The 19272-nt window shown below is 63.9% G+C and carries 17 protein-coding genes; 11 read left to right on the top strand and 6 right to left on the bottom strand.

Translation table 11 applies throughout. From position 1 onward, the window contains the following. The first annotated feature begins 8 nt into the window (after positions 1-8). The 3 genes from PLD_RS20205 to PLD_RS20215 all read left to right on the top strand — a co-directional run bounded on the left by PLD_RS20205 (position 9) and on the right by PLD_RS20215 (position 4209). On the top strand, positions 9-587 hold the full coding sequence (locus PLD_RS20205) for an RNA polymerase sigma factor (RefSeq protein WP_159895817.1): 579 nt from the start codon (positions 9-11) through the stop codon (positions 585-587). Continuing rightward, positions 584-1573, top strand: coding sequence for a FecR family protein (locus tag PLD_RS20210; protein WP_159895819.1), 990 nt, complete (start codon positions 584-586; stop codon positions 1571-1573). The genes PLD_RS20205 and PLD_RS20210 overlap by 4 nt, the downstream gene beginning before the upstream one ends. Before the next feature lie 197 nt (positions 1574-1770). Then, entirely contained in the window at positions 1771-4209 is a 2439-nt protein-coding gene (locus tag PLD_RS20215) for a TonB-dependent receptor (RefSeq protein WP_159895821.1), read from the top strand. 32 nt (positions 4210-4241) lie between these two features. Here PLD_RS20215 and PLD_RS20220 read toward each other — a convergent pair whose 3' ends face one another. Continuing rightward, positions 4242-5117, bottom strand: coding sequence for a helix-turn-helix domain-containing protein (locus PLD_RS20220; protein WP_159895822.1), 876 nt, complete (start codon positions 5115-5117; stop codon positions 4242-4244). Between the two features lie 156 nt (positions 5118-5273). On the opposite strand from PLD_RS20220, the gene PLD_RS20225 reads away from it, so the two are divergent. Next, complete coding sequence (locus PLD_RS20225; protein WP_159895824.1) at positions 5274-6224, top strand: DMT family transporter; 951 nt, start codon at positions 5274-5276, stop codon at positions 6222-6224. On the opposite strand, the gene PLD_RS20230 is transcribed toward PLD_RS20225, so the two are convergent. Next, positions 6199-7173: a D-glycerate dehydrogenase gene (locus tag PLD_RS20230; protein WP_159895826.1), complete on the bottom strand. Its 975-nt coding sequence runs from the start codon at positions 7171-7173 to the stop codon at positions 6199-6201. The two genes, PLD_RS20225 and PLD_RS20230, sit on opposite strands and share 26 nt — an antisense overlap. Before the next feature lie 330 nt (positions 7174-7503). Next, complete coding sequence (locus PLD_RS20235) at positions 7504-8460, bottom strand: LysR family transcriptional regulator (protein WP_159895828.1); 957 nt, start codon at positions 8458-8460, stop codon at positions 7504-7506. A 269-nt stretch (positions 8461-8729) separates the two neighbouring features. On the opposite strand from PLD_RS20235, the gene PLD_RS20240 reads away from it, so the two are divergent. From PLD_RS20240 to PLD_RS20255, 4 genes are read left to right on the top strand one after another with little or no spacing between them, the layout of a single operon-like run. Then, the gene (locus PLD_RS20240; protein WP_159895830.1) at positions 8730-10241 is read left to right on the top strand and encodes an efflux transporter outer membrane subunit; all 1512 of its coding nucleotides are present in this window, start codon (positions 8730-8732) and stop codon (positions 10239-10241) included. A gap of 11 nt (positions 10242-10252) precedes the next feature. Next, the gene (locus PLD_RS20245) at positions 10253-12460 is read left to right on the top strand and encodes an FUSC family protein (protein ID WP_159895832.1); all 2208 of its coding nucleotides are present in this window, start codon (positions 10253-10255) and stop codon (positions 12458-12460) included. Further along, positions 12450-12650 (top strand): DUF1656 domain-containing protein, encoded by a 201-nt coding sequence (locus PLD_RS20250; protein WP_007930063.1) that lies wholly within the window; start codon positions 12450-12452, stop codon positions 12648-12650. Before PLD_RS20245 ends, PLD_RS20250 begins: the two co-directional genes overlap by 11 nt. Positions 12651-12660: 10 nt before the next feature. Further along, positions 12661-13521, top strand: a complete 861-nt coding sequence (locus PLD_RS20255) for an HlyD family secretion protein (protein WP_159895834.1) — start codon at positions 12661-12663, stop codon at positions 13519-13521. Positions 13522-13629: 108 nt separating this feature from the next. Here PLD_RS20255 and PLD_RS20260 read toward each other — a convergent pair whose 3' ends face one another. The 3 genes from PLD_RS20260 to PLD_RS20270 form a co-directional block, all read right to left on the bottom strand. Further along, positions 13630-14655, bottom strand: a complete 1026-nt coding sequence (locus PLD_RS20260; RefSeq protein ID WP_256674699.1) for a sel1 repeat family protein — start codon at positions 14653-14655, stop codon at positions 13630-13632. 300 nt (positions 14656-14955) lie between these two features. Next, on the bottom strand, positions 14956-15780 hold the full coding sequence (locus PLD_RS20265) for an SDR family oxidoreductase (protein WP_159895838.1): 825 nt from the start codon (positions 15778-15780) through the stop codon (positions 14956-14958). A gap of 35 nt (positions 15781-15815) precedes the next feature. Continuing rightward, a complete protein-coding gene (locus tag PLD_RS20270; protein WP_159895840.1) occupies positions 15816-16280 on the bottom strand; it encodes a multidrug transporter in 465 nt (154 codons plus the stop codon). Positions 16281-16513: 233 nt separating this feature from the next. On the opposite strand from PLD_RS20270, the gene PLD_RS20275 reads away from it, so the two are divergent. The 3 genes from PLD_RS20275 (at position 16514) to PLD_RS20285 (ending at position 19198) form a co-directional block, all read left to right on the top strand. After that, positions 16514-16792, top strand: coding sequence for a helix-turn-helix domain-containing protein (locus PLD_RS20275; protein ID WP_371929075.1), 279 nt, complete (start codon positions 16514-16516; stop codon positions 16790-16792). Then, complete coding sequence (locus PLD_RS20280) at positions 16789-18054, top strand: type II toxin-antitoxin system HipA family toxin (RefSeq protein WP_159895844.1); 1266 nt, start codon at positions 16789-16791, stop codon at positions 18052-18054. Before PLD_RS20275 ends, PLD_RS20280 begins: the two co-directional genes overlap by 4 nt. Before the next feature lie 29 nt (positions 18055-18083). After that, positions 18084-19198 (top strand): IS3 family transposase gene (locus tag PLD_RS20285; RefSeq protein WP_218575874.1). Its coding sequence is split into 2 segments (ribosomal slippage): positions 18084-18291 and positions 18291-19198, totalling 1116 coding nucleotides; the frame shifts between segments, so codons are not numbered across the junction. Positions 19199-19272 lie beyond the last annotated feature (74 nt).

Raw genomic sequence — 19272 nt, forward strand, 5'->3', positions numbered from 1 at the left:
AGCGGACGATGATGAGCACCCTGCCACCGGAGCCTTCTGAGCGGGATCACGCTGACCCACAGGGCAGTCGCGCGCATTTCCTTCAGGTGTTCCTGTCCCAGCGTTCGCAGATGGAAGCCCTGGTCAGTCGCCGGGTCGGTTGCCGGGCCACCGCCGCGGATCTGGTGCAGGACCTGTTCCTGCGCTTCTGGCGCCGGCCGCTGGTGCAGGTCGAAGAACTCAGCACCTACCTGCTGCGCTGTGCCGGCAATATCGCTATCGATCATCTGCGCAGCGAAGGCGCGCGGGTTCGGGTCAGCGAAGGCTGGTTGCCGGAGCAGCAAGACAACCGCAGCATCGAGCCTCAGGCGGCGCTGGAAGCCGGCAATGATCTGCGGCATGTGGAGGCTGCCTTGCGTGGCCTACCGGAGCGTACCCGGCAGATTTTCCTGCTCAACCGTATTCACGGGCGTAAATACGCCGAAATCGCCCAGGCCATGGGGCTGTCGCAAAGCGCGGTGGAGAAACATATGATGCGCGCCCTCGACGCCTGCAAGGCCAGCCTGCGGGAGTCCTCGACCCCGGGTCCGCCAAGGATTGCCCCGTGAACCAGCGCTCCAGCGTCACGCCCACGCCCGCCCAGGAACAGGCTGCCCTGGCCTGGCTCAGCTTGCTGCATGATCAACCCAGCAGTGGTGATCAGGCCACCTTCAGTCAATGGCTGCAGGCCGATCCGGCCCATGTCCAAGCCTATGCGCAGGCTCAGGTGGTGTGGGAGTTGAGCGAGCAACCGGCGCGTACCCTGGCCGCTGAAGACGCCATTGCCCTGCAAGGGCTGTTGCACGCCATGGACCGGTCCAAGCTGCGGACCCGACGGCGCTGGTCGACCGGTCTGGCACTGGCGGCCAGTATGCTGCTGGCGGTCGCGCTGGGTGCCGGCTGGCAACCAGGACGTTGGGTTGAAGACCTGGGAGCCGATTATGTCTCGGCGCCGGGGCAGGTGCGCACGGTGACCCTCGCCGACCAGAGCCAGGTGACTCTGGACGCCGACAGTGCCATTGCCGTGGACTTCAGTCATGGCGAGCGGCATGTACAACTGCGACGCGGGGCGGGGTTTTTCCACGTGAGCCACCACGCCCAGCCCTTCGTGGTGGCGGCAGGGCAGGGCGAGGCGCGGGTGTTGGGCACTCAGTTCGAAGTGCGTCTGCAAACCGATGGTGCCCAAGTCACGGTGTTGTCCGGGCGCGTCGGGGTCACGGCGGCCCAGGACGCTCCGCAACAGGTGCTCGGCGCCGGTGAACAAATGGCCTATGGCAATGGCGACGCGCAGCAACGCCACAGTGTCGACAGCGAGGCGCAACTGGCCTGGCGCCAAGGCTGGCTGAACTACTATCACGCGCCCCTGGCCGACGTGGTCGCAGACCTGCGGCGCTATTTCCCCGGGCGCATTGTGCTGCTCAGTGACGAGCTGGCGGCGCGGCGGGTCAGTGGCCGTTTTCCCAGCAAGGACCCGCAGGCGGTGCTCGATGCTTTGCAGGCGGCCCTGGGCTTTGAGCAGCACCATGTGCTGGGGCGGCTCATCGTTCTGCGCTGAGGTACGTGTTGCGCGTGGACCGATCACGCCTGCGCGGGGGCGTCTTGTACACCGTCAGGCATGAACGAGATTGGGCGTTTTCACGGTTGCGCAATTATTTTCAAAAAACAGGTGAGGTCTTTGCGCTCGACGTTCGTGTAGTGCTTGAAACTGCGACTAATTCGCATTCACGACGCTTTTACACACGAGTCTCAAGCATGAAGTCCAGGGCACATTCGGTGGCAAACGGTTCGGTCAAACGCTGGTTCGGTGCTTCGGCGCTGGTGGTGTCGGGGTGGGCGCTGCTGCCCTTGAGTGTGGTGCAGGCGGCTCAGGACGGTGTTGAGCAACACCGCGCGCTGTTCAACTTTGCCATTGCGGCCCAGCCGTTGCCTCAGGCCCTCAGCGACTTCACCCGGGTCACCGGGATCAGCGTGGTCTACACCGACCCGGCGCCCTACCGCCTCAAGGCGCCGGCTGTCAGCGGCCCGTTCAGTGCTGAACAGGCCTTGCAGCGACTGTTGGGCCATTCCGGGTTCACCTACCGGCACAGCGATGCCCACACCCTGGTTCTGGAGCCCGTGCCGAACGCGGGCGAACTGACCCTGGGCACCACCAGCATCACCGCCCCGGGGGCGGACGACAGCACCCGCTACCAACCGCCGGCCAGCACCTCGGTGGCCCGCTCTCAGGCGCTGAACCAGGAAATCCCGCAGATCATCAACGTGGTCCCGGCCCAGGTGCTGCGCGACCAGACCCCGCGTAACCTGGACGACGTCCTGGCCAATGTCAGCGGCATCACCCAGACCAACACCCTGGGCGGTACTCAGGATGCGGTGCTGCTGCGGGGGTTTGGCGGTAACCGCAATGGCTCGATCATGCGCGACAGCATGCCGGTGGTACAGGGACGAGCGTTAAGCGTCACCGCAGATCGAGTGGAAGTGCTCAAGGGGCCGTCATCGCTGCTGTATGGCATTCAGGACCCGGGCGGGGTGGTCAACATCGTCAGCAAGAAGCCGCAACTGCAACAGGCCACTGCCTTGAGCGTGCGCGGCTCGAGCTACGGCTCGGGCAGGAACGGCAGCGGCGGCAGTCTCGACACCACCGGGCCGCTCGGTGATTCCGGATTGGCCTACCGACTGATCGTCGACCATGAAGACGAAGATTACTGGCGCAACTTCGGCACCCTCCGCCAATCCCTGGTGGCGCCGTCCCTGGCCTGGTATGGCGAGCGCACCAAGGTGCTGCTGGCCTACGAACACCGCGAGTTCCTCACCCCGTTTGACCGGGGGACGGCCATCGATCCCAAGACCAATCATCCGTTGAACATCCCTGCCACCCGGCGCCTGGACGAGCCGTTCAATAACATGCAAGGGCGCTCGGACCTGTATCGCATCGAGGTCGACCATGAGCTCAGCGACGACTGGAAAGCCCACTTCGGCTACAGCTGGAACCGCGAAACCTACGATGCCAGCCAGGTGCGTCTGACCAAGGTGAATGACAACGGCACCCTGACCCGCGCCATGGACGGCACTCAGGGTGCCCTGACCACCGACCGCTATGCCACCGTCAGCCTGGAAGGCACGGTGCAGTGGGGTGGGATGCAGCACGACCTGGTGTTCGGCCTGGACGACGAGTACCGCAAGATCTACCGCGCCGACCTGATCCGGCAGAAAAGCCTGACCACCTTTAACTACCTGAACCCGGTCTATGGCCGGGAAGTGGCGGGAACCACGGTCAGTGCCAAGGACAGCGCTCAGACCGATCTGTTGCGCAGCGACTCGCTGTTTTTCCAGGACGCCATCCACCTCACCGACCAGTGGATTCTGGTGGGTGGCGGGCGTTTCCAGACGTACGACCAGTACGCCGGCAAGGGCCGCCCGTTCCGGGTCAATACCAACAGCAACGGGCAGACATTCGTCCCGCGTGTCGGGCTGGTGTATCGCTACACCGATCAGTTATCGCTCTACGGCAGTTACACCGAGTCGTTCAAGCCCAACTCCAGCATCGCTGACCTGGCCGGTGGCACCGCGGTGCTCGACGGTTCCATCGCCCCGGAAGAGGCCAAGTCCTGGGAACTGGGGGCCAAGCTGGACATCCCCGGGGGCATCACTGCCAGCGCGGCGCTGTTCGATATCACCAAGCGCAATGTGCTGGTGTCCACCGCCACGGCCAGCGAAACCGTGACCAGCGTCGCCGGGCAGGTGCGCTCCCGGGGCCTGGAACTGGACCTGACCGGGCAGCTTACTGAGCAGTGGAGCCTGATCGGCAGTTACGCCTACACCGATGCCGAAGTGACCAAGGACACTCAGTACCAAGGCAAGCAATTGCAGAACGTGGCCAAGAACAGTGGCTCGCTGTCGGCGGTCTACGATTTTGGCAGCCTGATCGGCGGTGATCGCCTGCGGGTGGGCGCCGGGGCCCGTTATGTTGGCCAGCGTGCCGGTGATGCGCCCAACAGCTTCGACTTGCCGGGTTACACCGTCGCCGACGCCTTCGCCAGCTACGACACCCAGGTCGAAGGGCAGAAGGTCAAGCTCCAACTCAACGTGAAGAACCTGTTCGACAAGACCTACTACACCTCGTCGGCCAGCAAGTTCTTCGTGTCCATGGGCGATGCGCGCCAGGTGTCGCTGTCCAGCACCCTGGAGTTCTGAGGCAAGAGCTCAGTGCCCTGGCGACCGGCAGCCTAACCGGCAAAGGCCTGACGGTAAGCGCCAGGGCTGCCCCCCAGGGCCTGGCGGAAACGGTTGGTGAAGTGGCTGGCGCTGGAAAAACCGCTGGCCAGGGCGATTTCCCCCAAGGGCAGGGCGCTGTGACGCAACAGATGCCGGGCTCGGGCCAAGCGTCGCGCCAGTACGTATTGGTGGGGCGGCAGGCCGAAGCTTTCGCGGAACATGCGCGCGAAGTGGTATTCGGAGAGCGCACACAGCCCCGCCAGTTGGCCCAGGCTCAGGGGGGCCTCCAATTGGCTGTCGATGTAGTCCACCAGCAGGCGCCGCTGGTGTGCGGCCAACCCGCCCTTGAACCGGGCACCCTGGCGCAGGCCCACATGATTGAGCAAGGCATGACTGAGCATCTCGTGGGCCAGGCTGCTGGTCAGCAGGCGCTCGCCGGGCTCGTCCCAGTTCAGGCGGATCAACTGCGCAAAGCGCCGGGTCTGCTCGGGATCGTCGAGAAAAGTGCTCTCGCGCAGTTGCAGCGCCCGGGGCTCGCGGTCCAGCAGGGTGACGCAGCCCAGGGCGAACTGCTGCGGGCTGAAATACACATGGGCCAGGCGGATATTGCCATTGATCACCCAAGCTGACTGGTGCTCGGCAGGGAGGACGCACAATTTGCCGGGGCCGCCTTTGCTCCCCGGTTGGTCGCGGCGAAAGGTGCCGGTGCCGCCGGCCACATAGCACGACAGGGTGTGATGGCCGGGCGCCTCATATTCCTGGGCGTCGTGATGGTTGCTCCACAAGGCGGCGGACAAGCCGTCATCGAGCTCGGCGCTGTGCTCCAGGCGAGCATTGGGCGAGCGGCTCAGGGCTTGGAAGACTTGCAGGGTATTGAGTGCGGGCATGCTGTTCGAATCGCTAAGGGGTCCGGTTTCCGGTCGTTTGCATGCTACTCCCTCGCCGGTTCGCCGCCAGCCCGGGGCTGATAAAAAGCGCAAGTTTATGCAAGCCTCCCAGGTCGGCTGGGCTCGACACTGCGCTCCTTACCGAGGAGTCGTGCCATGAACCTATCGCTGTACCTGTTGACCGTGCTGATCTGGGGCACCACCTGGATTGCCCTGAAACTGCAACTGGGGTGGGTGGCGATTCCAGTGTCCATCGTCTATCGCTTCGCCCTGGCGGCCCTGGTGCTGTTCGCCCTGCTGCTGCTCAGCCGCAAGCTGCAGCCGATGAACCGCCGTGGCCACCTGATCTGCCTGGCCCAGGGCCTGTGCCTGTTCTGCATCAATTTCATGTGCTTTTTGCACGCCAGCCAGTGGATTCCCAGCGGGCTGGTGGCCGTGGTGTTTTCCACCGCGACCTTGTGGAACGCCCTGAATGCGCGGGTGTTCTTTGGCCAGAAGATCGCCCGCAACGTGCTGCTGGGCGGCGGCCTGGGGCTGCTGGGGCTGGGATTGCTGTTCTGGCCCGAACTGGCAGGCCACAGCGCCAGCCCGCAAACCCTGCTGGGCCTGGGCTTGGCCCTGCTCGGCACCCTGTGTTTTTCGGCGGGCAACATGCTCTCCAGCCTGCAGCAGAAAGCCGGGCTCAAGCCGCTGACCACCAATGCCTGGGGCATGGCCTACGGCGCGACGATGCTGGCGGTGTACTGCCTGGCCCAGGGCATTGCCTTCGACGTGGAGTGGACCACCCGCTACATCGGCTCGTTGCTGTACCTGGTGATACCGGGTTCGGTGATCGGTTTTACCGCCTACCTGACCCTGGTGGGGCGCATGGGGCCGGAGCGGGCGGCCTATTGCACCGTGCTGTTTCCGGTGGTGGCGCTGAATGTCTCGGCGGTGGTCGAAGGCTATCAATGGACCGCCCCGGCCTTGACCGGACTGGTGCTGGTGATGCTGGGCAACGTCCTGGTGTTCCGCAAACCCAAGGCTGTGCCAGGCTCGGCAGCGGCTACAGGAAAACAGGTGAACAGGTGTGCAGGCTGTATCAGCCCTTCCACACCTGCGGGTTGACCAGATCCTGCGGGCGTTCGCCCAAAAGGGCGCTGCGCAGGTTGCCCATGGCGCGTTCGGCCATGGCGTCGCGGGTTTCATGGGTGGCCGAGCCAATGTGCGGCAGGGTCAGCGCATTTTTCAGTTGGAACAGTGGCGATTCGGCCAGTGGCTCTTTCTCGTACACATCCAGGCCGGCGCCACGGATCTGGCCCTGCTGCAAGGCGTCGATCAGCGCCGGTTCATCCACCACCGGGCCGCGGGAAATGTTCACCAGGATCGCGCTGGGCTTCATCAACGCCAGTTCGCGGTGGCTGATCAGGTGCCGGGTCTGCTCGCTCAACGGCACCACCAGGCAGACGAAATCGGCTTCGGCCAGCAGTTGATCGAGGCTGCGCCACTGCGCGCCCAGCTCCTGCTCCAACGCCAGCTTGCGGCTGTTGCCGCTGTACAGGATCGGCATGCCGAACCCCAGACGTCCACGCCGGGCGATGGCCGCGCCGATGTTGCCCAGGCCGACGATCCCCAGGGTCTTGCCGTGCACATCGCAGCCGAACAGCGCCGGGCCGACGCTGGCCTGCCATTGTCCGGCCTTGGTCCAGGCGTCCAGCTCGGCAACGCGGCGGGCGCTGCCCATGAGCAGGGCGAAGGCCAGGTCGGCGGTGCTTTCGGTGAGCACGTCCGGGGTGTTGGTGAGCATCAGCCCGCGCTCGTTGAAATAGGCCAGGTCGTAGTTGTCGTAACCCACCGAGACACTCGACACCACTTCCAGCCGTGCGGCGTTTTCCAGTTGCGCGCGTCCCAGCTTGCGGCCGACGCCGATCAGGCCGTGGGCGTGGGGCAGGGCTTGATTGAACTGCGCAGCAATGTCCCCCAGCTTGGGGTTGGGAACGATGACCTCGAAGTCCTGTTGCAGGCGTTCGGTCATCTCGGGGGTGATGCGGCTGAAGGCTAGTACCGTCTTTTTCATCGCGGGAAGACTCGTCGGGCGGGTGTGAGTGCCAAGCAAGCTAACATTTTTGCCGCCGCCGCCAAAGCGCCCCGCACCAGGCTGGCACAGGCGCTGGCGTGTGAGCTGGCTTGCCAGCGAACGCGGCATCCAGGTTTGCGCCAGACGTGCGGGCCTGTTCGCCGGCAGGCTGGCTTAAGGCGAGGCCGTCGCTGGTGGGAGACCGGACATCATGGAGCTGGCTTGCCAGCGAACGCGGTGTCGGGGCTTGCGCAGGGCTGGCGGGCCTGTTCGCCGGCAAGCCGGCGCCTACGGGGGGGGGGCGGTGGTTGGGGCGCAGCGCGTCTGCGGTCAGGTGGCCAGGCGCGCGCCGCTCAGTTCATAGGCCGCCAGTTCCGCCTGGTGCGCGGCGAGGATCTCCGGCAGTGAGCCGCGCAGGTACTCGACCCAGGTCTTGATCTTGGCGTCCAGGTACTGGCGCGATGGGTAGATGGCGTACAGGTTCAGTTCCTGGGAGCGGTACTGGGGCATGACCCGCACCAGGGTGCCGTTGCGCAGGCCTTCGATGGCCGCGTACACCGGCAACACGCCAACACCCATGCCGCTGATGATCGCGGTCTTCATGGCATCGGCGGAGTTCACCAGGAATGGTGAGTTGTTAATGGTGACCATCTCCTGGCCTTCCGGGCCATCGAACAGCCATTTTTCCAGCGGAATCACCGGGCTCACCAGGCGCAGGCAAGCGTGGTTCAGCAGGTCGCTGGGCTTTTGCGCGCAGCCATTGGCTTTCACATAGGCCGGCGAGGCGCAGACGATGCTGTAGGTAATTCCCAGGCGCTGGGAGACGAAGCCCGAATCCGGCAGTTCGCTGGCCAGCACGATGGACACGTCGTAACCCTCGTCCAACAGGTCCGGCAGGCGGTTGGCCATGGTCAGGTCGAAGGTCACGTCCGGGTGCGACTTGCGGTAGCGGGCGATGGCGTCGATCACGAAGTGCTGGCCGATGCCGGTCATGGTGTGCACTTTCAATTGCCCGGCGGGGCGGGCATGGGCGTCGCTGGCCTCGGCCTCGGCTTCTTCGACGTAGGCCAGGATCTGTTCGCAGCGCAGCAGGTAGCGCTTGCCGGCTTCGGTCAGGGCGATGCGTCGGGTGGTGCGGTTGAGCAGGCGGGTTTGCAGGTGAGCCTCAAGGTTGGAGACTGCGCGTGAGACGTTGGCCGTGGTGGTATCCAGTTGCACCGCGGCGGCGGTGAAACTGCCGGCTTCGGCGACACAACAGAAGGCGCGCATGTTTTGCAAGGTGTCCATGGGGTGCTCTCTAGGGAGATGGCAAATTGTGACACGAAGTTACGGGGGCTTGGATAGGCGACCAAGGGATTATCGCGTTTACGGTAACAAAGATTCACAGGAATCCTGGCTTATCGCCGTAACGGTCGCCCCCTAGAATTACGTCGATCCGTAGGAGTCGGCGTGCCGGCGATCCGCGCAACGCGGTGTAGCAGGCGTATCGCTGCGCCGGCCGGCCGACTTCTACGAGAGAAATACTCCCTCCCCCCGATTTTCAGGAATTCGCAGCAGTGCCGCGTCGCATCAGCAGAGGGTTCAAGACCCTCAGTGTTTGGGCTTTATCGTTAGCAATCAGCGGCTGCATCGGAACCGGAGGCATTGCCCCACAAGGCAAGACACTTCCCGCTAATACCTTGGCCACCGACGAGGCGATCAAGAGCGCCGCGCAAGAGGCCCACTGGCCCAGTGCCCAGTGGTGGCAGGCCTACGGCGACCCGCAGTTGAACCGCTGGATCAGCCTCGCCGTGCAAGGCAGCCCGAGCCTGGCCATGGCCGCCGCCCGGGTGCGCCAAGCCAAGGCCCTGGCCGGTATCGCCGAGTCGGCCGAGTCGCTGCAGATCAAGGGCGACGCCACCCTCAAGCGCCACAACTGGCCCACCGATCAGTTCTACGGCCCCGGCGCCCTGGCCAACACCACCACCTGGGACAACAACGCCGCCCTGGGCTTCAGTTACGCCCTGGACCTCTGGGGCCGTGAAAGCAACGCCACCGAGCGCGCCGTGGACCTGGCCCACATGAGCGTGGCCGAAGCCCGCCAGGCCCAGCTGGAACTGGTGAACAACGTGGTGCGCAGCTATATCCAGCTGTCCTTGCACTTCGCCCAGCGCGATATCGTGGCCGCCACCCTGAAGCAGCAGCAACAGATCCTGGCCCTGGCACAACGGCGCCTGGACGGCGGCCTCGGCACCCATTTCGAAGTCAGCCAGGCCGAGGCGCCGCTGCCGGAAACCCATCGCCAACTGGACGCCCTGGACGAAGAAATCGCCCTGACCCGTAACCAACTGGCGGCCCTGGCCGGCAAGGGCCCGGGGGAGGGCGCGCAGTTGCAGCGACCGAGCCTGTCCCTGGGCGCCGCGCTGAAACTGCCCTCGGCCCTGCCCGCCGAACTGCTGGGCCAGCGCCCGGACGTGGTCGCCAGCCGCTGGCAAGTGGCGGCCCAGGCCCGTGGCATCGATGTGGCCCACGCCGGCTTTTACCCCAACGTCGACCTGGTGGGCAGCATCGGTTTCATGGCCACCGGCGGCGGCGCCCTGGAGTTCCTCACCGGCAAGAAACTCAACTACAACGTCGGCCCGGCCATCAGCCTGCCGATCTTCGACGGTGGCCGCCTGCGTTCGGAACTGGGTGAAGCCGCGGCCGGCTACGACCTGGCCGTGGCCAAGTACAACCAGACCCTGGTGGACGCGCTGAAAAGCATTTCCGACCAGTTGATCCGCCGCGAGTCCATGGACAAGCAGCAAGCCTTTGCCGCCGAGTCGGTGGCCGCGGCGCAGAAGACCTACGACATCGCCACCGTGGCTTTCCAGCGTGGCCTGACCGACTACCTGAATGTGCTCAACGCCCAAACCCTGCTGTTTCATCAGCAGCAGATCCAGCAGCAAGTGCAGGCCGCGCGCCTGACCGCCCAGGCGGACCTGGTGACGGCCCTGGGCGGCGGGCTGGAAGCCGGCCGCGACGTACCGGCGGAAAACCGCACCCAGGCCCCCAAAACCCCGGCGGCCCTGGCCGTCTTTGACCACTGAAGCAGGCCCCCATGACGACCTTGCCCGCCCCGTTGCGCTGGCTGTACTCCCTGGAATGGCGCCGGGGTTTCTTCGACTGGGCGCGCAGCGACGGCGTGACCTGGGTGTATATCTTCAAGGTCCTGGCCGCGGCGTTTCTCACCCTATGGCTGGCCATGCGCCTGGAGTTGCCGCAACCGCGCACGGCGATGATCACCGTGTTCATCGTCATGCAGCCGCAGAGCGGCCAAGTGTTCGCCAAGAGTTTCTACCGTTTTCTCGGCACCCTTGCCGGCTCGGCGGTGATGGTGGCGCTGATTGCTCTGTTCGCCCAGAACACCGAGTTGTTTCTCGGCTCTCTGGCGATCTGGGTCGGCATCTGCTCGGCCGGTGCCGCGCGCTACCGTAACTTTCGCGCCTACGGATTTGTTCTTGCCGGCTACACCGCGGCCATGGTCGGCCTGCCGGCCCTGGCGCACCCGGACGGAGCGTTCATGGCGGCGATGTGGCGGGTGCTGGAGATCTCCCTGGGAATTCTCTGCGCGACCCTGGTCAGCGCCGCGATCCTGCCGCAGACTGCCAGCGCCGCCATGCGCAACGCCCTGTACCAGCGTTTCGGGGTGTTCGCCCTGTTCGTCACCGATGGCCTGCGTGGACGCAGCCGGCGCGAGGCCTTCGAGGCCAGCAACGTGCGTTTCATCGCCGAGGCCGTGGGCTTGGAAGGGCTGCGCAGCGTCACCGTGTTCGAAGACCCGCACATGCGTCGGCGCAACGGTCGCCTGAGCCGCCTGAACAGCGAGTTCATGGGCATCACCACGCGTTTCAACGCCCTGCACCAGTTGCTTGAACGCCTGCGCAGCAGCGAGGCCGACCATGTGGTGGCGGCGATCAAGCCGGGCCTGCAGGACTTGGCGGAACTGCTCGACGGTTTCTCCGGCCGCGCCCTCACCAGCCCTGATGCGGCGCGCCTGGCCACGGCCCTGGCGGCCTACAAGAGCGAGCTGCCGGCGCGGGTGCGCAGCCTGCGGGCGGCCTTCCAGGAGAGCGGGCCGAGCGACGCCGAGCAGCTGGATTTCCACACCGCTTATGAATTGCTGTACCGCTTCGTCGACGAGCTGCACAGCTACGCCCAGACCCACGCCTCCCTGGCCGATCACCGCCACGAGCGCGAGCGCTGGGACGAACCCTACACCCCGCAGACCAATGGGCTAGCCTGCGCCGCCTCGGGCATCCGTGCCGCTTTTGTGTTGCTGGTGCTGGGCAGCTACTGGGTGGCCACCGCCTGGCCCAGTGGTGCCACCATGACCCTGATCGCCGCCGCCACCATCGGCCTTTCGGCCGCCACGCCGAACCCCAAGCGCATGGCCTTCGAGATGGCCTGCGGGACCTTGATCGGGGCCCTGGTGGGCTTCGTCGAAATGTTCTTCGTGTTCCCCAGGATCGATGGCTTTGCGCTGCTGTGCCTGATGCTGGCGCCGGTGATCGTGTTCGGCTCGTTCCTCGCGTCCAGGCCCAAGTACGCCGGGGTCGGCCTGGGTTTGCTGATCTTTTTCAGCACCGGTTCGGTGCCGGACAACCTGACCATCTACAACCCCTACACCTTCATCAACGACTACATCGCCATGGTCATGGGCATGTTGGTCTGCGCCGCCGCGGGGGCAATCATCCTGCCGCCCAACAGCCGCTGGCTGTGGCGGCGCCTGGAGCAGGACCTGCGCGGCCAGGTGGTGTACGCCATCAGCGGCAAGCTCAAGGGCCTGGCGTCGAGCTTCGAGAGCCGCACCCGTGACCTGCTGCACCAGGCCTATGGCCTGGCGGTGGGCCAGCCCAAGGTACAGAGCGAGCTGTTGCGCTGGATGTTCGTGGTGCTGGAAGTCGGCCACGCTATCATCGAACTGCGCAAGGAGCAGGCGATCCTCCCGGTGCACCCGGCCTATGCCGAATCCCAGCCCTGGCGCCAGTCGATCCGGGTCATGGGCCGCTCCCTGGTGCGGCTGTTCCTGCAGCCCAGCCAGAGCAACCTGGAGCGCGGGTTGATCGCCGTGGACCACGCCATCAGCCGGGTCCAGGCCACCGACGAGCCCTTCGCCCCGCACTTCGACACCTCGGCCCTGCGCCGGGTCAAGAGCTACCTGCACTTCATCCGCACGTCACTGCTCGACCCGCAATCGCCGCTGGCGGCCTATGCCGTGGCCAAGCCGGCGGCGCCTGCACTCCAAGGACCTGAACATGCCTCGTGAAATCGCCTTCCACGGCGTTTACATGCCCACCATGACCCTGATGTTCTTCATCGCCGCGGCCCTGGCCTGGGCCCTGGACCGGTTCATCTCCGGCTATGACCTGTATCGCTTCTTCTGGCACCCGGCGCTGCTGCGCCTGAGCCTGTTCTGCTGTCTGTTCGGCGCCATGGCGCTCACTGTCTACCGTTGAGATCCCCGCAATGAAAAAGTTTTTCAGCCTGCTCGCCACCCTGCTCGTGCTGGCCCTGGCCCTGTGGATCGGCCGCACCCTGTGGGAGCACTACATGTACACCCCCTGGACCCGCGACGGCCGGGTGCGCGCGGACATCATCAACGTCGCCGCCGACGTCACCGGTGAAGTGGTGGACGTGCCGGTCAAGGACAACCAACTGGTACGCAAGGGCGACCTGCTGATGCAGATCGACCCCGAGCACTACCAGATCGCGGTCAAGCAGGCGCAATCGCAGGTGGCCTCGAAGAAGGCCACCTGGGAGATGCGCAAGGTCAACGCCAAGCGCCGCGCCGATATGGACAACCTGGTGATCTCCAAGGAAAACCGCGACGACGCCGGCAACATCGCCGACTCGGCCCTGGCCGACTACCAGCACGCCCAGGCCCAGCTGGAAGCGGCGGAGCTGAACCTCAAACGCACCCAGGTACGGGCGGCGGTGGACGGCTACGTCACCAACCTCAACGTGCACCGCGGCGACTATGCGCGCATCGGCGAGGCGAAGATGGCGGTGGTCGACATGAACTCGTTCTGGGTCTACGGCTTCTTCGAGGAAACCAAGCTGCCCCACGTGCGCGTGGGGGATAAGGCCGACATGCAACTGATGAGCGGTGAAGTGCTCAAGGGGCATGTGGAAAGCATTTCCCGCGGCATCTACGACCGCGACAACCCGCAAAGCCGCGAACTGATCGCCGACGTCAACCCGACCTTCAACTGGGTGCGCCTGGCCCAGCGCGTACCGGTGCGCATCCACATCGACGAGGTGCCGGACGGCGTGCTGCTGGCCGCCGGCATCACCTGCACCGTGGTGGTCAACCCCGCCCCCCTGTAGGCGCGGCTTGTGTAGGAGCAGGCTTGCCAGCGAAAGCGACCTTCAGCCTTGCACCTGGCTTGCGAGCCTCTTCGTCGGCCAGCCGGTTCCTACGACAGTGGGGTGCGGTTATTTGTAGCTTTTCTGCATGATCGCCAGGGACTTCTTCGCCGTGGCTTCCAGGCCGTCTTTGATGTGGTTGATGGCGACCACCAGTTTTGGGTTTTGCAGCACGTCGACGCCGGGGTAATGCAACTGAGCCAGTCGCGAGACCAGGACGTACTGGGTCACCGCGTAATGCAGCTTGAACTGGCCGCTGTCCCGCGCCTTGGCGATGGCCGTTTTGACAAAGGCCTGGCGCTCGGCCGTGGTCATGTCCTGGAACAGGTCGGGAAGATCGAAATGAATCTCGGCCGAGAAAATCGCCACTTCCTCATCCCGTGCTTCGTCGTACATCACCTGCTTGCTGGTCACCTGCGCCTTCAGCTCGTTGAAGCGCTGTTCGCCCGCAGCCAGTTGCTCGGGGCTCATCTTGCCTTTCAAGGCATCCAGCTGGCTGGTGTCTTCAGTGTTGTCGATGACCTTCAGCCAGGCGTAGGCCTTGACCAGGTCGCCGGACTCTTCGGCGGCGTCGGCCAGACTCTGCTGCGGTTCCGGGTTGCCGTGCAGCGCCGAGCGCTCCAGCCAGCGCAGGGCCAGGTCCCGGTCCTGGGGAATGTCCTTGTCGCCGAACCAGTAGGTGGCGTACATGCCGTACTCGGCGCACCAATCGTTCTGCGACGCCGAGTAGGCGATGTAGTTGAACGACTCGCGGTCGCGCTCGGCCTTGGGCTTGTCCGTTTCCATGTCGGTGGTGGTGGACAAGTAGCAGAAGGCCCGGGTGTAGTGCGGCGCGGCCATCGCGAAGCAGCCCTTGGCGTTCTTGTAGTCCTCGATCTCGTTCAGCTTGTAACCGATGCCGTACAGCAGATCGGCCTCCATGGCCGGGTTGCAATACTCGTTGGCGCTGACCTTGGGCAAGACGCTGTCCAGCGTCAGTTTGGGCAGGGTGTCATTCAGGTCGGGGACTTTCGGTTCGGTGTTTTCCGGAGCCTTGGAGGCGCAGGCCGCCAGCAAGACAGCCAAGGCCAGTGGCAGCGTGTTGAACAATTTCAATGGGTATTCCCTGATCGGCGAATGAAAAAAGTCGCGCATGAAGTCAGGCAATGACAGGACGGGAGAGGGTGGAGCCTGAGCAAATCCGTGCTTGGGTGTCGAGGCCGGCGATTCCATGCAGCGCGCGCATTCTACTGGGAATGCGAGGGGCTACAACCCGAACCGCGCCACCGCTGTAGGAACTGGCTTGCCAGCGAAGGCGCCGGCATGGGTGATGCAAGGCTTGCGGGCCCTTTCGCCGGCAAGCCGGCTCCTACGGGAGGCAGGCGCTACACCCGGCTGGCTTGCAGGCGTGGGAGGTCAGAGCTTGGCGCCCAATCCGAAGCGCTTCATCAACCCCTTCTCCAGCAACCCCTTGGGCAGCAGATGGGCCAGCAGCGGCAGGGCGCGGCTGCCATTGCCGATGCGTACCAGGCGCGGCGGCTGGTCCCGCTGCACGGCTTTGAGCAAGCCGGCGGCGAAGTCGCTGGCCGAGGTCGGCTTGTCCTGGGAGGCCTTGGCCCGGGCGCGGATGCCTTCGCGCAGCGGCCACCAGGGCGATTGCTCGTTGAGCAATTGCTCGGCTTCATGCCCGGCGTTCTTGGCAAAACTCGAGGCAATGGCCCCGGGCTGCACTTCCATGACCCGGATGCCGAATGGCGAAAGCTCCATGCGCAGGGCGTCGCTCAAGGCATGCACCGCGGCTTTCGAGGCGCAGTAGGCGCCGGCAAACGGCGTCACCAACACCCCGGAGACACTGCCGATGTTCACCACCAGGCCACGGCTGCGGCGCAGCACCGGGAACATCGCCCTAGTTACCCCGACCACCGAGAACACGTTGGTTTCGAACTGGCGCTGCATGGCTTGCACGCCGCCATCGAGCAGCGGGCCCATGGCGCCGTAGCCGGCATTGTTGATCAGCACATCCAGGCCGCCGTACTGCTGGTTGATCTCTTCGCTCAAGGCGCTCAGGGCCGGGCCGTCATTCACGTCCAGTTGCACGGCCTTGAAACCGGCGGCTTGCAGGGCGCTGACGTCCTCGGCCTTGCGGGCGCTGGCAATCACGGTGAAGCCGGCGTTCTTGAACGCGTCTGCCAGGGCGCGGCCGATGCCGCTGGAACAACCGGTGATCAACGCTACGGGCATGGCGCGGTCCTTGTGCTGTGAGGGGGAAGGGGAAATCAGTCGGAGAAGCTACCTTGCAAACGTTCGGCGCGAAACTCCAGGGTTTGCGGACGATAGCCGGGGCGCAGCGGTGGCAGCGGCAGGCAGTCTTGCCAACTGGCGCCGGCCTGCAACTCGCCGGGGCCGCGGTAGCGCGGGGCGCTGTACTGGTTGTCGGCGAGGTTGACCGTATCTCCCGGGGCATAGGCGGCGACCCGCCAGCGCAGCTCGACCAGGGGCACCTTGTTGCCGTTGTTCAGCTTGACCTGCAACGGTCGGTCGGCGGGGCAGTGTTCGGGGGCGTAGCTCAGGCGCAGATCCAGGCGCGCCAGTTGCTGGGCTTCGCGGTTGTCCAGCCAGACCACCCAGCAGGCCACCAGGGCCAGGCCGAACGCGGCGGCCAGGGACACGGGAAGGGCTTTGGCCGGGTAGCGCAGAAGCAGGACCAGCCAAGTGATGACCAGCAGAACGCCGATGAACATGACGCGAGCCTCGGGGAAAAGGAGGGGACATCCTACCTAAGCGTAGGTGGGGTTGGCGATGGAGGAGGCCCGGTGAGTGTGTTTGCTCAACGTTCTGGAAGTGGATTTATTGTGGACAATATAAGGTCCGTTATTGGCATTTTTTAACTATAATGGGGCCCATGTTGTCCCTAGTTGGGCAGAGTCATCAGCAGGCCGGAGGCAGGCGCAGCGTCATGTCCCTTACTCGTTTCATGTACACCCCGTCCGAGATCACGGCGAAGATCGGGAAAAACGCACAGGCCCTCAGGTTGTCAAAAAATCTGTCGCGCAAAACCCTGGCCGAAAAATCCGGGGTGCCCGCTTCGACCATCAAGCGTTTCGAGCTGCAAGGGGCCATCTCCCTTGAGTCGATGGTGCTGATTGCGGCGGCTTTGGATGAGCTCGATCCGCTGCTCAGGTTGTTCAAGCCACCTGCGCCAAACACGCTGTTTGAGCTGCAAAACTCAAAACGCCAGAGGGGCACCCGATGACGGAACGAGGCACCAGGAAATACCAGCCGATCGAGGAATTGGGCGTCTTCATGCATGGCCGACAGGTGGGAGTGCTGAGCTGGAATCGTCAGGGCTGCTACTTCACCTACGTCAAGGCGTGGCTGAACCAGGGATTCAACCTTTCGCCGCAACTGACCTTCGACGAGAAGCCGCAGCAACCCGATAGCCAATTGTTCCTGGGCATTCATGGGGCCTTCGCTGATTCCCTTCCCGATGGTTGGGGTTTGCTGCTGATGAAGCGTTTTTTCACTGCTGAGTATGGATCGCGGGTCGCCAATGGCCTGACTCAACTCGATCGGCTTGCCTACATTGGCAACCGTGGGATGGGCGCCTTGGAGTACTACCCCATGGCGGAAAAAGTGGTCCAGGAGCCCATCAGTCTTTCACTGTTGTATGAGGCTTCGGTCCAGGTCCAAGTAGGTGAGACGGTTGACGTCCTGACGGCGCTGCGAATTGCCGGTGGCTCCCCAGGTGGCGCCAGGCCCAAGGCCGCCGTTGCCCTTTCAGAGGATCTGTCGCAGGTGGTTTCGGCCTTCGATCCCTTACCTGAGGGCTACGCGCACTGGATAGTAAAATTCAGGGCCCTGCAGGAGCCCTGGTCGACGGGCGCGATTGAATATGCCTACGCCCGTATGGCCCGCGCGGCTGGGGTCGATATGGCGCATTGCGAGTTGATAACGGTGCCCTCAGAACAGGGATGGAACGAGCGTTTCTTTGCCACCCGGCGTTTTGATCGCAGGCACAACGAGAAAATCCACATGATGACCGCTGCCGGCATTCTGCATGCGGACTTCAGAATTCCCTGCCTGGACTACAAGGACTTGCTGCGGCTGACCTTTGCGTTGACCAAGAGCGCCAAGGAAGTGGAAAAAATGGCCCGGCTCATGGTGTTCAACGGCCTGGCGCACAACTACGACGATCATGCGAAGAACTTCGCCTTTCTCTATGAAGAGGGGCGTGACGGCTTGAGTGGGCAATGGGTTCTTGCGCCTGCGTACGACCTGACTTTCTCCACTGGAATGGGGGAGCACACCACTGCGTTCGACGGCCAGGGGCGTCCGTCCAGAAAGGCGATCAGGCGCTTGTGCGCGGACTACAAGTTTCTCAAGCCGGATGACTACATTGATCAGACGCTGGAGGCGCTGGACAATTGGAAAACGCTGTTTGCCGAACTGGGTATTCTGCAGGCCGATGGGCAGGAGATCTTTGAAACGCTTGAGGATGTTCATGCGCATCTCTAAACAACGGGATCTGACGTGAGGCTGCCAGCCTGGTGCTCGACCAAGGCTATAGCTGCCCTGAGGCCGCCAAATCCCTCGACGTAGGTGAGACCGCATTACGGCGCTGGGTTGTCCAGTTGCAACTGGAGCGTAGAGGCGTTACGCCGACTGCCAAGGCGCTTACACCGGAGCAGCAGACGATTCAGGAGCTTCAGGCCCGCATCAACCGGCTGGAGCTTGAGAAAAAAATCTTAAAGGAGGCCACTGCGCTCTTGATGGCCGAGGAACACGGGCGCAGACGTTGAAGTCGATTCGGCAGTTGGCCAAGCACTATCCCGTCCAGCTGTTGTGTTCAGTGTTCGAGCTGCCCCGATCCTGTTATTACGCCCATTTGGCCCGGCGGCGTCGTATCGATGTTCGCCGGGTGAGCCTGCGCAGCCGCATCAACGAACTGTTCAGCCAAAGCCGTAGTTCTGCCGGCAGCCGCAGTATCGTTGCCATGCTTCGCGACGAGGGCGTCGAGGTGGGACGCTTCAAGGTCAGAAGCTTGATGAAGGAACAAGGATTGATCAGCAAGCAGCCCGGTTCTCACGCTTACAAGAAAGCCACGGTTGAACGTCCTGACATTCCCAACCTCCTCGATCGGCAGTTCGCCGTGGCAGCGCCGAACAGGGCTTGGTGCGGCGACATCACCTACATCTGGGCGCAAGGGCGATGGCATTACCTGGCCGTTGTATTGGATTTGTACAGCCGCAGGGTGGTGGGTTGGGCAATGTCTTCCAGGCCTGATGCCGATCTGGTCATCAAGGCGCTCGACAGGGCGTATGAAATGCGTGGCAGACCACGGGGAGTCCTATTTCACAGCGATCAGGGAAGCCAATACGGCAGCCGCAGTTTCCGACGGCGACTGTGGCGCTATCGGATGACTCAAAGCATGAGCAGACGGGGAAACTGCTACGACAACTCGCCAATGGAGCGGCTGTTTCATAGCCTGAAAACCGAGTGGGTGCCGACGGTGGGCTACATGACGACGGCGTTGGCCGAGCAGGACATCGGCCGATACCTCATGCAGCGATACAACTGGACACGGCCACATCAGTACAACGGCTTCGTGCCGCCAGCGGTTGTTGAGGAAAAACTCAATTCTGTGTCCGGAAATTGTTGACCACTACAGGAGGGCACATGTCACTAAACAGGAGAGTTCCGCGTAATTTTTCAGACCGATCTTGCTGCGAGGAT

It is taken from the genome of Pseudomonas sp. LD120, from assembly GCF_009861525.1.
Taxonomy (GTDB): Bacteria; Pseudomonadota; Gammaproteobacteria; order Pseudomonadales; family Pseudomonadaceae; genus Aquipseudomonas.

Bases quoted from the DNA above. Each gene is read 5' to 3' on its own strand.
- PLD_RS20205 (WP_159895817.1), top strand. From the start codon at position 9: ATGATGAGCACCCTGCCACCGGAGCCTTCTGAGCGGGATCACGCTGAC.
- PLD_RS20215 (WP_159895821.1), top strand. From the start codon at position 1,771: ATGAAGTCCAGGGCACATTCGGTGGCAAACGGTTCGGTCAAACGCTGG.
- PLD_RS20220 (WP_159895822.1), bottom strand. From the start codon at position 5,117: ATGCCCGCACTCAATACCCTGCAAGTCTTCCAAGCCCTGAGCCGCTCG.
- PLD_RS20225 (WP_159895824.1), top strand. From the start codon at position 5,274: ATGAACCTATCGCTGTACCTGTTGACCGTGCTGATCTGGGGCACCACC.
- PLD_RS20230 (WP_159895826.1), bottom strand. From the start codon at position 7,173: ATGAAAAAGACGGTACTAGCCTTCAGCCGCATCACCCCCGAGATGACC.
- PLD_RS20235 (WP_159895828.1), bottom strand. From the start codon at position 8,460: ATGGACACCTTGCAAAACATGCGCGCCTTCTGTTGTGTCGCCGAAGCC.
- PLD_RS20245 (WP_159895832.1), top strand. From the start codon at position 10,253: ATGACGACCTTGCCCGCCCCGTTGCGCTGGCTGTACTCCCTGGAATGG.
- PLD_RS20250 (WP_007930063.1), top strand. From the start codon at position 12,450: ATGCCTCGTGAAATCGCCTTCCACGGCGTTTACATGCCCACCATGACC.
- PLD_RS20255 (WP_159895834.1), top strand. From the start codon at position 12,661: ATGAAAAAGTTTTTCAGCCTGCTCGCCACCCTGCTCGTGCTGGCCCTG.
- PLD_RS20265 (WP_159895838.1), bottom strand. From the start codon at position 15,780: ATGCCCGTAGCGTTGATCACCGGTTGTTCCAGCGGCATCGGCCGCGCC.
- PLD_RS20270 (WP_159895840.1), bottom strand. From the start codon at position 16,280: ATGTTCATCGGCGTTCTGCTGGTCATCACTTGGCTGGTCCTGCTTCTG.
- PLD_RS20275 (WP_371929075.1), top strand. From the start codon at position 16,514: ATGTACACCCCGTCCGAGATCACGGCGAAGATCGGGAAAAACGCACAG.
- PLD_RS20280 (WP_159895844.1), top strand. From the start codon at position 16,789: ATGACGGAACGAGGCACCAGGAAATACCAGCCGATCGAGGAATTGGGC.